The organism is Devosia aurantiaca, assembly GCF_011058215.1.
Lineage (GTDB): Bacteria > Pseudomonadota > Alphaproteobacteria > Rhizobiales > Devosiaceae > Devosia > Devosia aurantiaca.
Window position 1 is genome coordinate 931,424 of the sequence record NZ_JAALFG010000002.1, and the last position, 13,769, is coordinate 945,192.

Annotated in this window: 10 protein-coding genes and 2 pseudogenes; 6 read left to right on the plus strand and 6 right to left on the minus strand. The window is 62.4% G+C overall.

Going from position 1 to position 13,769, the window contains the following annotated elements:
• Positions 1-31 precede the first annotated feature (31 nt).
• From mdh to G5575_RS12385, 4 genes and pseudogenes are all read right to left on the minus strand, one after another.
• Entirely contained in the window at positions 32-994 is a 963-nt protein-coding gene (mdh, locus tag G5575_RS12370; protein ID WP_164534559.1) for a malate dehydrogenase, read from the minus strand.
• 134 nt (positions 995-1,128) lie between these two features.
• A pseudogene (zapE, locus tag G5575_RS12375) lies at positions 1,129-2,258 on the minus strand (cell division protein ZapE).
• 176 nt (positions 2,259-2,434) lie between these two features.
• A complete protein-coding gene (locus tag G5575_RS12380; RefSeq protein ID WP_164534560.1) occupies positions 2,435-3,082 on the minus strand; it encodes an AprI/Inh family metalloprotease inhibitor in 648 nt (215 codons plus the stop codon).
• Positions 3,083-3,187: 105 nt separating this feature from the next.
• Positions 3,188-3,439: a hypothetical protein gene (locus G5575_RS12385; protein WP_164534561.1), complete on the minus strand. Its 252-nt coding sequence runs from the start codon at positions 3,437-3,439 to the stop codon at positions 3,188-3,190.
• A 244-nt stretch (positions 3,440-3,683) separates the two neighbouring features.
• Here G5575_RS12385 and G5575_RS12390 point away from each other — a divergent pair, with 244 nt between their 5' ends.
• From G5575_RS12390 to G5575_RS12415, 6 genes and pseudogenes are all read left to right on the plus strand, one after another.
• A complete protein-coding gene (locus G5575_RS12390; protein ID WP_164534562.1) occupies positions 3,684-4,787 on the plus strand; it encodes a microcin C ABC transporter permease YejB in 1,104 nt (367 codons plus the stop codon).
• A pseudogene (locus G5575_RS12395) lies at positions 4,784-5,878 on the plus strand (ABC transporter permease). Before G5575_RS12390 ends, G5575_RS12395 begins: the two are co-directional and overlap by 4 nt.
• Positions 5,879-5,912: 34 nt before the next feature.
• The gene (locus tag G5575_RS12400; protein WP_164534563.1) at positions 5,913-6,185 is read left to right on the plus strand and encodes a hypothetical protein; all 273 of its coding nucleotides are present in this window, start codon (positions 5,913-5,915) and stop codon (positions 6,183-6,185) included.
• Positions 6,185-6,649, plus strand: coding sequence for a type II toxin-antitoxin system VapC family toxin (locus G5575_RS12405; protein WP_164534564.1), 465 nt, complete (start codon positions 6,185-6,187; stop codon positions 6,647-6,649). Before G5575_RS12400 ends, G5575_RS12405 begins: the two co-directional genes overlap by 1 nt.
• Entirely contained in the window at positions 6,646-8,256 is a 1,611-nt protein-coding gene (locus tag G5575_RS12410; protein ID WP_164534565.1) for an ABC transporter ATP-binding protein, read from the plus strand. The genes G5575_RS12405 and G5575_RS12410 overlap by 4 nt, the downstream gene beginning before the upstream one ends.
• Positions 8,257-8,289: 33 nt before the next feature.
• Entirely contained in the window at positions 8,290-10,140 is a 1,851-nt protein-coding gene (locus tag G5575_RS12415) for an extracellular solute-binding protein (RefSeq protein WP_328765983.1), read from the plus strand.
• A gap of 146 nt (positions 10,141-10,286) precedes the next feature.
• Here the strand turns inward: G5575_RS12415 and G5575_RS21175 are convergent, their stop codons facing one another.
• Both G5575_RS21175 and G5575_RS21785 read right to left on the minus strand, forming a co-directional pair.
• On the minus strand, positions 10,287-10,784 hold the full coding sequence (locus G5575_RS21175) for a translocation/assembly module TamB domain-containing protein (RefSeq protein WP_164534566.1): 498 nt from the start codon (positions 10,782-10,784) through the stop codon (positions 10,287-10,289).
• Complete coding sequence (locus G5575_RS21785; RefSeq protein WP_328766104.1) at positions 10,715-13,693, minus strand: translocation/assembly module TamB domain-containing protein; 2,979 nt, start codon at positions 13,691-13,693, stop codon at positions 10,715-10,717. Before G5575_RS21785 ends, G5575_RS21175 begins: the two co-directional genes overlap by 70 nt.
• Positions 13,694-13,769 lie beyond the last annotated feature (76 nt).

The following is a 13,769-nucleotide window of genomic DNA, read 5'->3' on the forward strand; positions in this document are numbered from 1 at the left end:
GCCGCTGGCGAAACCAGCGGCTCGGAATGCGTTACGCCAGCTTCGGCGCGATCTTTTTACAGGCCTCGATCAGGCCCTCGACGGCCGCAACCGACTTGTCGAAAGCCTTTTGCTCGGCGGAGTTGAGTGCAATCTCAATGACCTTTTCCGCGCCACCGGCGCCGATCACGACCGGCACGCCGACATAGGTGCCGGAAACGCCATACTCGCCGTTGAGGTAGGCGGCGGAGGGAAGCACGCGCTTCTTGTCCTTGAGGTAGCTTTCGGCCATGGCGATGGCGGAAGCGGCGGGCGCATAAAAGGCCGAACCGGTCTTGAGCAGGCCGACGATCTCGGCGCCACCGTCACGGGTGCGCTGCACGATCTCTTCGAGTTTTTCCTTGCTCATCCAGCCCATCTTGACGACGTCCGTCAGCGGAATGCCGGCAACGGTGGAATAGCGGGTCAGCGGCACCATCGTGTCGCCATGGCCGCCGAGCACGAAGGCGGAAACGTCTTCGGTCGAAACGTTGAGCTCTTCGGCGATGAAGTGGATGAAGCGCGAGCTATCGAGGACGCCAGCCATGCCGATCACCTTGTTGGCGGGCAGGCCGGAAAACTTCTGCAGCGCCCAGACCATGGCATCGAGCGGATTGGTGATGCAGATAACGAAGGCGTCCTTGGCATATTTGGCAATGCCGGCGCCGACCTGTTCCATGACCTTGAGGTTGATCTCGAGGAGGTCATCGCGGCTCATGCCCGGCTTGCGCGGCACGCCGGCGGTGACGATCACGACGTCGGCGCCTTCGATATCCTTGTATTCGGACGTGCCCTTAAGGTTGGCGGAAAAGCCCTGGGCCGGCATGGACTGCGCAATATCGAGCGCCTTGCCGGGGCCCACGCCATCGACGACGTCGAACAGAACGACGTCACCGAGTTCCTTCTGTGCGCTCAAAAGGGCGAGCGTGCCGCCGATCTGACCTGCACCGATAAGGGCGATTTTCTTGCGCGCCATGAAGCCTCATCCCGTAACTGCGTTGAATTGGCGCACCTCTTAACCTTGTCGGTGTTGAGGGGCAAGTGAACCCTTCGTCTTAAGGACCATTTGCCCCTTGCCAAAGAGCGATGGGGCAGTGCCGGACGGGCAAGTCAGACGGAAGTCGACACCGTTTCGCGCAAGCCCTTAGCCAGGTACTCTTCAGACTGCATCTCGGTGAGGCGCGATAAGGTGCGCTGAAATTCGAAGGCGGTCTTGTCGTCATCCCCCAGCTGCTCGAGCGGAACGGCAAAAGATGCGGCAAGCTTGACCCCACGATCGTAGAGGCTGTCGATCAGGAGGATGAAGCGTTTCGCCGCATCGGAGTTGGTGCGATCCATCTGCGGAATGGCATCGATCAGGATCGAGTCGAACTGATGCGCGATGCGAACGAAGTCGCGCGTACCAAGCGGCTTTTCGCAGAGGTCGGCGAAGCGGAAGCGGGCGGCGCCCATCGCCGTCAGCGGCACCGGGATCTGGCGGCCAATGCTTTCGACCACGCCGGGAGACCCCTGCTCTCCCCGGTCAAGCGCAGCCATAGCCGGTCCATGGCGGCGGTAACGTCCGGGCCCGTGCCAAAGACATAAACCTGTTGGCCGGCAAATTTCAGCCGACGGTAATCCTGGGTAGAGGGCAGGTCGGCGACGACGGTTTGTTGTTTGAGGAGCGCGATAAACGGCAAAAATAGTTGCCGGTTGAGCCCATCCTTGTAGAGCCCGTCGGGCGGCACGTTCGAGGTCGCGACCAGGGTGACGCCGCCCGCAAAAAGCTTGCCGAACAGGCGGTCGAGCAACATGGCATTGGTGATGTCGTGGACGTGGAATTCATCGAGGCAAAGAAGGCGCAGACCCGATCGCAGGATGGGCTTGACCACCGCTTCCACCGGATCGGCATCGTCCCCTTTCGCCGACTTGCGGAACGCAGCAATGCCGGCATGAACCTCGTCCATGAACTCGTGAAAATGTACGCGCCGCTTTTCCGCAAATGGCACTGCGGCGAAAAAGAGGTCCATCAGCATGGTTTTGCCGCGCCCGACATCGCCAAAAAGGTAGAGACCAAGAACCGGCTTGGGCTTGTCGAAGAAGCTGAGGAGGCCCGTCCGGGGCTTGTGGGCAAGAAGATCGGCCAGCACGCGGTCGAGCTCGGCGGCGGCATCACGCTGGGCTGGGTCAGGCGTCAGCGCGCCGCGGGCAACCAGATCGTCATAAGCGGCGCGGACGGCTTGCTGTTTTGAACCGGCCAAGAAGAGACCTCATCCTGAGCCTGTCGAAGGACGAGGGCGGGAACACGATAGCTTCACGCGCTCGACCTCGTGGTTCGACAGGCTCACCATGAGGTCTCTGGGACATGCGCGAAGAGCTATTGGACGTCAACAGCCGCAAAGAAAAAGCCGGCCCATCGGACCGGCTTCTTCAATTCTTAGCGGGCCATCGAAACGGCCTGGCCGCCGCTGATGGTGCCGATGTAGCGGCCTGAGCTCGGGGCAAGGAAGGCAGCGATATTGCCGTTATCATCATAAAGCTGCAGCTGCGAACCGACCTGCTGCCAGCCGGTGACCGACGCGATCTGCGGCACGGTGCAACCCGGAGCCGAGGCGCGGTAATAATTCGTGCCGGTCTTGGCCGTAAGCGGCAGGTTGAGGCGGCACGTTGCGCTGCCCGCCACCACGTTCCAGGCGCCTTCTGGACCCGAGGAAACGCCGGTCGCCATCGGTGCGCCCACCGTGGTGATCGAGCTGTTGCCCGAAATATTGGTGCCGACAGTGGTTGTGGTCGCGGCAACCTGGGTGCTGGAGCCGATCGGCGGCAGGCTCGACGTGGACGAGACTTGCCCACCCAGAACCGGATTGCCGGAAAGGCCCGGAGCCGGCGTGCCGGTTGCGCCGCCGAGGGGCGGCAAGGAGCCGGTCTGCACCGTGGAATTCGGAACTGCTGCTGCCTGGGGCGCTGTGCCGACGACATTGAGATTTGCCGTATTGGTCCGGCTCGTGGGCGAACAGGCGGCTACCAGAAGGGCAATGGCCGCCAGGCCCGCGATGGATGAAGCGCCGCGCTTCCAATCCTGCATTGATCACTCCTGCCATCAAAGGCTTAAGGGACATTAACACTTGTGGCAGCATATAACGCGAGGCCGCTGCCAGGTTCAACCGCCCATCCCGCAATCGTGGCCGTCTCACACCATTGTGGCCGGATTAGGGGCCGGCGGCTCCATATTCTTCAAGAGATCACCCACGAGAAGGGTTGCATCCGCCACCTCCTCTTCCGGCACCTCGATGGTGAAGCCATCCGGACCAAACAGGTTTGGCACCCCCGGCAGCCCGCCTTCGCGCAGATCGAGCGGATGAAAGCCATGCGCCCGCAGGGCAACAAGCAGCACGCGGGCAACGGAAGTGTCGCGAACCTGGGCGACGGGGGCAAAGCGCATGAAGTCTCCTTGAGTTGAAACGATGGTGGGCAAGCTTCAGCAAAAGTGCAAGTCGTTCAAATGCAGGTAGCCGGTCCCCCGCCTCGGTCGCTTAAGGGGAGGTGGCCACCGATGCGAAGGGGCAAGGTCGACATCTCAGGAAAACACAGCCGCGTGCATGGCTTGCCAAGCTGTCACTGAAATGTTGCATTAAACCAAAGCGATGCCAGCCGATTTGCGGCACGCGGGTCCGCCGGGAGACGCCATGGGCGCCTATATCATCCGCCGTATTTTGCTGATGATCCCGACCGTCTTCGGCATCATGGCGGTGTCGTTCCTGATCACCCAGTTCGCCCCCGGAGGCCCGGTCGAACAGGCTTTGGCCAATCTTTCGGGCCAGAACGTATCGCTGACCGAACGCGTGACCGGCGGCGCAAGCGGCGATCTGGGAGGCGTGCAGCAAGCTCCAACCGGCGAAAGCCGCTCGACGTATCGCGGCAGCCAGGGGCTTCCACCCGAACTCGTCGACCGCATCGAGCGCCAGTTCGGCTTCGACAAGCCGCCGCTCGAGCGCTTCTTTTCGATGATCGGCAATTACCTGCGCTTCGATTTCGGCGAGAGCTATTTCCGCGACATCTCGGTCATCGACCTCGTGCTCGAAAAAATGCCGGTCTCGATCTCGCTCGGCCTCTGGATGACGCTGATCGCCTACGGCATCTCCATTCCGCTCGGCATCGCCAAGGCCGTACGGGATGGCTCCCGCTTCGATGTTTGGACCTCGACGGTCATCATCATCGGCTATGCCGTGCCCGGCTTCCTGGTCGCCATCGCCCTGATCGTGCTTTTGGCCGGCGGCTCCTTCTGGCAGATTTTTCCGCTGCGCGGCCTCACCTCGCCCGGCTGGGCCGCTTTTCCCTGGTGGCGGCAGATCCTCGATTATTTCTGGCACCTGGTCCTGCCCATCATCGCCATGGGCCTCGGCGCCTTTGCCACCGCGACGCTCCTCACCAAGAATTCCTTTCTCGACGAGATCGGCAAGCAATATGTCACCACCGCGCGCGCCAAAGGCTTGAGCGAAACGCAGGTGCTCTATCGCCACGTCTTCCGCAACGCCATGATGCTGGTGATCGCCGGCTTCCCTGGAGCCTTCGTCGGCGTCTTCTTCGGCGGCTCGCTTCTGATCGAAACCATCTTCTCCCTCGATGGTCTGGGCTTGCTCGGCTTCGAAGCCGTCGCCAACCGCGATTATCCGGTGGTCTTTGCCACACTCTACATCTTCTCCCTGCTCGGCCTGATCATCGGACTCGTCTCCGACCTTGCCTATATGTGGGTCGATCCGCGGCTCGATTTCGAAAGCCGCGACGTATGACGCTTTCCGCGCTCAATCGCCGGCGCCTCGCCAATTTCCGCGCCAACAAGCGCGGCTGGTGGAGCTTCTGGATCTTTCTCGTGCTGTTCGTCCTGACCTTGGGCGCCGAGTTCATCGTCAACGATCGGCCGATCCTCGTCTCCTATAATGGGGAACTGCTGTTTCCCGCCTTTGTGGACTATCCGGAATCGACCTTTGGCGGCTTTCTCGCTGAGACCAACTACCGTGATCCATTCATCGCCGACGAGATCGCCGCCAAGGGCTGGGCCCTTTGGCCACCGGTCCGCTTCTCCTATGGCACGGTCGATGGCTATGTGAGCTTTCCGGGTGCCAATCCACCAAGCTGGCTTCTGACCCGCGAAATCTTCTGCCAGCGCTATCCCCAAGGCAGTGCCGACCCGAACTGCCACGCCGGCAACTTCCATTACCTGGGCACCGACGATCGCGGCCGCGATGTACTGGCGCGCCTGATCTACGGCTTTCGCATCTCGGTGCTTTTCGGCTTCATCCTCACCATCATCTCGTCCGTGGTCGGGGTCGTCGCCGGTGCGGTGCAGGGCTATTTCGGCGGCTGGGTCGATCTTATCGCGCAGCGATTGATCGAGATCTGGACCTCGGTTCCGGCGCTCTACCTGCTTCTGATTATCTCTTCGGTCATCGCCCCCAGCTTCTGGGTGCTGCTCGGCATCCTGTTGCTCTTTTCCTGGGTGTCGCTGGTCGGCATCGTCCGCGCCGAGTTCCTGCGCGCCCGCAACTTCGAATATGTCACGGCCGCCAGGGCACTGGGTTTTTCAATCGCATGATCACATGTGGCGGCATCTCCTGCCCAACGCCATGGTCGCGACCCTTACATTCATGCCCTTTATCCTCTCGGGCTCGGTCGCAACCCTGACCTCGCTCGATTTCCTCGGCTTCGGCCTGCCCCCGGCTCCCCATCTCTCGGCGAGCTCCTCGCGCAAGGCAAAAACAACCTCCAGGCCCCCTGGCTCGGCCTCACCGGCTTTTTCACTATCGCCATCATGATGACCCTCCTCGTCTTCATCGGCGAAGCCGTCCGCGACGCCTTCGATCCCCGAAAGACGTTCCGATGAGTTATGCTATGCTCAGGGCTGAAGGAGACGTGCCATGAACAGAATAGTGCGGCAGCATTATCCCGTCGAAAAGCTGCCTGAGGATTTGCGCGAGCATTTCCCGGACGCCGAGGCGGTGACGGTTTCAGTACTTTCCGAGCCAGCGCAGCCATTCATTCACTCTGGAGACAAGCCAAGACTCTCCCTAGACGAAACCTTCGCTAGGCTCAGATCAATACAGCAGCGTTCGATGGAGAACGGCGGTGGCGTGACCGCTGAAGAGGCTGTTCGACGAGTTCGCGAACTTCGAGATGAGTGGGGCGATTAGTGCCTTTGCATATATATCTCGACACCAACATCATCATTCGCATGTTTGAGGCCCGGGACCACGACGATGTGGCCAAGTACCTGCTAGATGTTTTGATAGCTTCGAACGCTTCAGCTCGAAGTTCCATTGTCACAAGCCAGCTGGCACTCGCTGAAGTCCTGGTCCATCCGATTCGAGATGGAAACCAAGAACGGCAGGAAGATTATTTGTGGTTACTGGGCGAGCACAACGCTTGGATCGACACTGTGCCAATCCAAGCGAGCATTCTGATCGAGGCAGCGCGCCTTCGAGCAACTTCTAAGCTCAAGCTTCCTGATGCGATACACTTGGCAACAGCTACTCTCTATCAATGTGAGATTTTTCTAACTGAAGATTTAGACTTCAGAGCGGCAACAAACATCGACGTTGTTAGACCTGACCAAGACGGACTAGCACAACTCTCTGCTCGTCTCGAATTTCGATGACCGCGCTGCTCTCCGTCCGCGATCTCACCATCCGTTTTGGCGCCTTCGAGGCGGTCAAGAGGGTGAGCTTCGACATTGCTCCTGGCGAAACCCTTGCGCTGGTGGGGGAGAGCGGGTCGGGCAAGTCGGTGACGGCGCTTTCGGTTCTAAAGCTCTTGCCGCCGTCGGCGTCGCTCAGCGGGCAAATCCTGCTCGATGGCAAGGACCTGGTTACGGCATCCGTTCAGCAGCTGCGGAGCGTCCGCGGCAATGGCGTGGGCATGATCTTCCAGGAGCCGCTGAGTTCGCTCAATCCCGTGCATACGGTTGGCCGGCAGATCGGCGAAACCCTCGCGCTGCATCAGGGCCTGCGCAGCACGGCCGCGCGCAAGCGGGTTATTGAACTGCTCGATGCGGTCGGCATTTCCGACCCAGCCAGCAGGCTCGACGACTATCCGCATCAGCTTTCCGGCGGACAGCGGCAGCGCGTCATGATCGCGATGGCACTGGCCAACGAGCCCAAGCTTCTGATCGCCGACGAACCGACCACCGCCCTCGACGTGACGGTGCAGGCGCAGATCCTCGATCTGCTCAAGAAGCTGCAGCGCGACATGGGCATGGCGATGCTGTTCATCACCCATGACCTTACCGTGGTGCGCAAGATCGCCGACCGGATCGCGGTGATGAACCGGGGCGAGATCGTCGAAACCGGGCCGGTGGAGACCATCTTCGGTGCGCCGCAGCACGCCTATACGAAACACCTCCTCGCCTCGGCACCGCGTGGCGAGCCGCCGACGCCTCCCGTCGATAGCTCTCCAATTCTTGAGACCAAGGACCTTAAGGTCTGGTTTCCGATCCGGCGCGGGCTGCTGCGGCGAACGGTGGGACACATCCGCGCCGTCGATGGCGTCGACCTTACCCTTAACCGCGGCGAAACGTTGGGCGTGGTGGGAGAAAGCGGCTCCGGCAAATCCTCGCTCGGCTACGCCCTCCTCCGCCTCATCCCTTCGACTGGGCGCATCGTCTTTCTGGGCCAGGATGTGCAGGTACGCTCCTGGCGCAGCTTGCGGCCGCTGCGCAAGCATATGCAGATCGTCTTCCAGGACCCCTTCGGATCGCTCAGTCCGCGCCTGTCGGTCGGTGAGATCGTCGAAGAGGGCCTGCGGGTCCATATGCCCAAGCTGACCCAGCCCGAACGGGAAACCCGCGTCGGCGATGCCCTTCGCGAAGTAGGCCTCGATCCGGCCACCGCCATCCGCTACCCGCATGAATTTTCCGGCGGCCAGCGCCAGCGCGTGGCCATCGCCCGGGCCCTTGTGCTGGAGCCCGACTTCCTGGTTCTGGACGAGCCGACTTCGGCGCTCGACGTCTCCATCCAGGCGCAGGTCATAGACCTTTTGCGGGCGGTGCAGGCGCGGCGCAATCTCAGCTATCTCTTCATCAGCCATGACCTGCGCGTCGTGCGCGCCCTGGCGCATCGCCTAATCGTCATGCGCCACGGCGTTGTCGTCGAACAGGGCAAGAGCGCCGAGATCTTCGCCGCGCCGCAGCACGCCTATACAAGTGAACTCCTCACCGCTGCCTTCAGCAACAGCGCACCATTGTCGCCGCCACCCGATGCTGACTAGACTGACGCCAACCACCATTCAGGAGCCGTCATCGTGAAGCTCTTTCTTGCCCAAACCCTACTCGCCGCCTCGCTGGCCTTTGCGTCCCCTGTCCTGGCGCAAACGCCGGTCGACACCTGGTCGAACTCCTTCCAGCTCGAGGGCCAGCCCAAATACGGCCCCGACTTCACCCATTTCGACTATGTCAACGTCGATGCCCCCAAGGCTGGGCGCGTGCGGCTTGGCGACATGGGCGGCTTCGACACCTTCAATCCGATCCTGCCCAAGGGCGAAGCCGCTGGCGGCATCGGGCTGATCTACGAAACCTTGCTGGTCCCCTCCTCCGACGAGGTCGGCACCTATTACGGTCGTCTCGCCGAAGGCCTCAAGATCGCGCCGGACTACAGCGCCGTGACCTTTCGCATCAATGCCGATGCGCGCTGGCACGATGGCGAGCCGGTCACGGCCGAAGATGTCGTCTGGACCTTCAACAAGCTGATCGAGGTCAATCCGGACCGCGCCCAATATTATGCCGACATCACCTCGGCCGAAGTCACCGCGCCCGGCGAAGTCACTTTCACCTTCAAGAACAGCACCAACCGCGAACTGCCGCTGATCCTGGGACAAATACAGGTCCTGCCGCAGCATTGGTGGGAAGGCACGGACGCCGAGGGCAACCAGCGCAATATCGCCGAGTCGACGCTTGAACCGCCTCTGGGCTCGGGGCCATACCGTCTGGCAAGCTTTGATGCCGGCCGCACCATCACCTATGAGCGCGACGAGGACTATTGGGGCCTCGACCACCCCACCCAGGTCGGCCACAACAATTTCAACACCTACCAGATCGAGTACTTTCTCGACCTCACCGTCCAGTTCGAGGCCTTCAAGGGCGACCAGTTCGACTGGTGGAGCGAAAACCAGGCCCGCCGCTGGGCCACGGCCTATGACTTCCCAGCCGTCAAGGACGGTCGCGTCATCCAGGAACTCTTCCCGCAGGACTACAACGACTCAGGCGTCATGGTCGGCTTCGTCATGAACCTGCGCCGCGACAAGTTCGCCGATCCGCGTGTGCGCGAAGCGCTGAACTATGCCTTCGACTTCGAAGAGCTCAGCAACACCCTCTTTTACGGCCAGTATGAGCGCATAGACAGCTTCTTCTTCGGCCTGCCGTTTAAGTCCTCCGGCCTGCCAGAGGGCGAAGAACTCGAAGTGCTCGAAAGCGTGCGCGACCTCGTGCCTGCCAAGGTTTTCGATACGCCCTACACCAATCCGGTTAGCGGCGATCCAGCCAAGCTGCGCGAAAATCTGCGCACGGCCGTGGGCCTGCTCACCGAAGCCGGCTATCGGCTGGAGGGCAACCAGATGCTCCAGCCTAACGGGCAGCCCTTCACCTTCGAAATCCTGCTCAATGGCGCGACTATCGAACCCGTGGCGCAGAACCTCGTCACCAACCTGGCGCTGATCGGCATCCAGGCCACGATCCGCACGGTCGATAGCCCACAATTCATCAACCGCGCGCGCAGCTTCGACTATGACATGATCTATTCGGGCTGGTCGCAGAGCTTCTCGCCCGGCAACGAACAGCGCTTCTTCTTTGCCTCCTCGACCGCCAATGAAGAAGGCGCGCAGAACTATGCCGGCCTTGCCGATCCCGGCATCGACGCCCTGATCGAAAAGCTCATCGTCGCCGATGATCGAGAGACCCAGGAAGCGGTCACCAAGGCGCTGGACCGGGCCCTTCTGGCCCAGCAATTCGTAATCCCCGCCTATACGCTCCGCACCACCCGCTCGGCCCGCTGGGATCGCTTCAGCCACCCCGAGAATCTGCCAGAGTTTTCCTCAGGGTTTCCCACCATCTGGTGGTGGGACGAGGCCAAGGCGGAAAAGACGGGCGGAGCGCTTTAGAAGGGCGTTTGCTCAGAGGCACCCACACCCCTGCCTCCCCCTGCAGAAGGGGAGGAGCTCGGCCGGCGGGCGGGCTACGATCCAGCCACATGCATGATGGGACCCCTCCCCCTTAAGGGGGAAGTTGGGTGGGGGTCTTCAGCCCCTCAATAATCCTGCTCGAAGAATACGCCGACGCTGGAATTGCCATCCGCCCCGACGGAACCCTTGATCGTCAGGTCGTCGGTCGCATCGAGGTTGATCGTCACCTTGGACTGTCCGCCCGAGCCTGCGGTCACGCCGAGATAGACATTGTCCTGAAGGTATGTCCCCGCCTGCACCCCGACATTGCCGGCGTCGTCGGTGACCACATCGAGATCGGCCAGGCCCGCAGCGCCACGTAGTCCATCCACGAGCCCGCCACCGCCGCCTCCGCCAACCAGCTCCGCCGCAGCCGCAGCCAGACGCGCGAGTTGCAGCGGCGAAAGCTCGCCCATCGAGCGGTTGAAGATCAACCGGCTCAGCACCTCGTCCTGCGGCAGGTCGGGGTTGGAGGTAAAGGTCACGTCGGGTTCCGAGACACGGCCGGCAATGGTTACGAAAACGGTGATGCCGTCGCCCTCGGTGCGCGCCACGAAATAAAGCTGCGGATCGAGGTCGCCCAAAGGGTGACCGTACCGGTCTCGAAATCGAGGCGTTGGCCGAGCACGTCGAGCCGTCCCCGCAGCAGCGAGAAGGCACCAACCGGCTGAATATTGCTGATCGTGCCGGTAAGCCGCACCTGTCCACCGACCTCGGCATCAAGACCACGGCCGCGCACGAAAATCTGGTTGGGGGCGTTTATGGTGAGGTCGAGCTGCAGCTGCGAGGACGAGCCGCCGCCCGTGCTGCCCGTGCGGGCATTGATGCGCGCGCGGTTGAGCGTTTCCTGCACCGGACGGGGAGTGCGAACATGTTCGACCTCGATCAGCGGCGCACCGCCGCCGAAGCCTTCCGGCACGGCTACATTGGCCTCTTCGATCAAGACCTGGCCTGACAGTAACGGCGAGCCCGTGATCGGTCCGGTGAGATTGAGCGCACCCGAAAGGGTCGCCACGAAGATCTCGCCATCGGCATAGCGGGCCGAGTTGATGTTGACTTGGAGATTGGCCGGCAAGCCGTCGCTCAGGCCCACCGTGCCCTGCGCGGAAATGCTGCCGCCGGTCGCAAGATTGGCGCGCAGCGTTTCCACTGTCGCAGTGCTGCCGTTGAGCGACACGCGTCCGTCAATGTCTGTGAGGCGGAGATTGAGCTCCGGATCGACATAGCCGGCGCCCGAAGTACTGACGGCTCCAGCGAACTGCGGGTCAGAAAGTGAGCCGCTGATATTGGCGTCAAAGCTGGCCGTACCGGAGAAAACGCCGCCACGATCGAAAACGAAACGGTTCGCGAGGGCCAGCGGCGCAGAGCCGTTGAGCGATACGGCCAGCGGCCCACCATCGAGCGGCACGCGTCCGGAGCCGGAAACCGACAGTCCGCCAATGCCCTGCGCGCTGATGCTGTCGAGCGACACGGCACCATTGGCATAGCCACCGGCAGCCGAAAGCGACAAGGGCGCGATGCCGAAGCTGCTGATTGCGCTGGCACTTACCCCGTTCGCCTGCGCCTCGAAACGCACCTGCGGAGCGGAGGCGGCACCAGAAATGGTCGCCCGGCCGTTGACGGTCCCCGCGAGACCCAGGTCGGGCGACACGGCATTGGCGATCGACAGCGGCAGCTGCGCGATGTCGACAACAATGTTGAGTTGCTCACCCGCCGTACCCGTCGCCGTAACGCTTCCCGAACCGACATTGAAGCGGATGGCATCCAGCGAAACGCTGTCGCCGCCGACCACCAGGGCGGTGGGATTGGCAAGACGAGCGGAAAGCTGGCCCTGCACCAGATCGGCGCGATTGAGCGCCAAACGATAGCCGCCCTCGACGGGGCTCAACGCGCCGGCAAGATCGACATCCGTTCCGGTGGCAAGGCGCGCCCTTGCATCGAAGTTAGTGGTGTCGCCGCTCTGGCTGGCCGTTGCGGCGAGCGTTTGGATATCGACGCCGCCCGCTGAGACATTGCTCGCGGTTGCCGTGCCATCGATCGCAGGCACGCCGAAAAGGTCGGCAATCGCGGCTGTAACATCGGCGCGCCCGACTGTGATGTCGTTGACGCGCAGGTTCGTGGCATCGGCGGTGATGCTTGCAGCCTGCGTCTCGCCCTCCGGCGTCAGCGTGACCGCGGCATCGATGGCGCCAGCGGCATCCGTCAGCAGCATGGCAGCGGCCAGCGACACGTCCGAAGACGTGACCTCGAGCCGGCCATCCAGCAATCCAGTATCCACGGCGCGGCTGACCGCACCGGTGAGGCGCGTGCCGGCGATCTCGAAGCTAATGCCGGACAGCGCCTGCTGCAGGTCGTCGGTTTCAATATGCGTATCAAGCGTTGCCCGGTTGCCATCAAGCATGGCGACACCGGTGACATCGCCGCTGATGTCGCCATCCAAAAGATTGGCAGCAACGCCGATCTGCGCGTCGCGCAGGGTGTAAACGGCGAGACTCCCACTCGGCACCTCGGCATCGAGCACCAGTTCCAAAGGCGCGTCCGGCGCCGTGGAGCGGGCCGAACCGCGCACCGAAAGCGCGCCGCTGGCCTGGTCGGACAAGAGCGCCAGATCGGCCAAATCGAGGGCAATGGCAAAATCGGCGACGTCGCTGGCAAAAGCGCCATCGGCGGTAAACTGCACCTGCTCGTTGCTTATGACGAAATCGTCGGCACTGATGCCTGCCGTCGTACGGGCGAGGCGGCCCGACAGCGTCACGGTGCCTTCCAGCAGCGCATCTGCAGTGGCGTCGTCGACCGTCAGGTCCGTGCCGGTGCCGTCGAAGTCGAGATTGAAGCCGCCAGTCAGCGGCATGATCTGCCCGGTCGCGGCAAGGCTTAGGGCACCGGTCAGGTCACGACCGGCAAGCAGCGAGAACGGCGCGATATTGTCGGTCTCGATCTCGATGCGGCCGTCGAAATCTGTGCCGTCGATCGTGCCCGCCAGCCCTGCCGTCAGCGCTTCGCCGACGATGCGCAACTGCGCGAGCTCGATGGGCTGGCCAGCGTTAAATACACCGGCAATGCCGAGCCCGACGCTGTCACCTAGCGCCGCTTCCACGCCTTCATCGGCGCTGATGCCGGCAAGCGTGCCGTCGCCATTGAAGGTGACCATGCGGGTGGCGGCGTCCTGAAGGTTCTGCGCCACGCCGCCGATATTGAGCGCCAGCGTGTCCGCCGCGAAGCCGGCCGTTTCGAAATCATCGATCGCCAGCGTGCTCGACCACTGGTCGCTCGCATCGGTGCCGAACCGGATCTGCAATTGTGCCGACTGCACCGTGTTGAGCCCCGGCGCCGGCAAGGTCACGCGACCGCCGTTGGGATCAACTATCGCAGCGGACAGATCGAGCCGCGACAAGAAATTGTCCGCCGTGGTCGATGCGCTGGCAGAAAGATCGAGCTGCCCGCCATTCAGCGTCAGGCTCGATATTTCGACGCCACCGACATCGAGCACCATGGCCTCGGCCGCAAGCCGCGTGTCGGCGCCGAAGAATGGCCGGTACTGCTCCGCAACGAGGGTCGAAAGCGGACCG

Excerpts from the sequence above, each read along its gene's own strand:
- mdh (WP_164534559.1), bottom strand. The coding sequence starts at position 994 with ATGGCGCGCAAGAAAATCGCCCTTATCGGTGCAGGTCAGATCGGCGGC.
- G5575_RS12380 (WP_164534560.1), bottom strand. The coding sequence starts at position 3,082 with ATGCAGGATTGGAAGCGCGGCGCTTCATCCATCGCGGGCCTGGCGGCC.
- G5575_RS12385 (WP_164534561.1), bottom strand. The coding sequence starts at position 3,439 with ATGCGCTTTGCCCCCGTCGCCCAGGTTCGCGACACTTCCGTTGCCCGC.
- G5575_RS12390 (WP_164534562.1), top strand. The coding sequence starts at position 3,684 with ATGGGCGCCTATATCATCCGCCGTATTTTGCTGATGATCCCGACCGTC.
- G5575_RS12400 (WP_164534563.1), top strand. The coding sequence starts at position 5,913 with ATGAACAGAATAGTGCGGCAGCATTATCCCGTCGAAAAGCTGCCTGAG.
- G5575_RS12410 (WP_164534565.1), top strand. The coding sequence starts at position 6,646 with ATGACCGCGCTGCTCTCCGTCCGCGATCTCACCATCCGTTTTGGCGCC.
- G5575_RS21785 (WP_328766104.1), bottom strand. The coding sequence starts at position 13,693 with ATGGTGCTCGATGTCGGTGGCGTCGAAATATCGAGCCTGACGCTGAAT.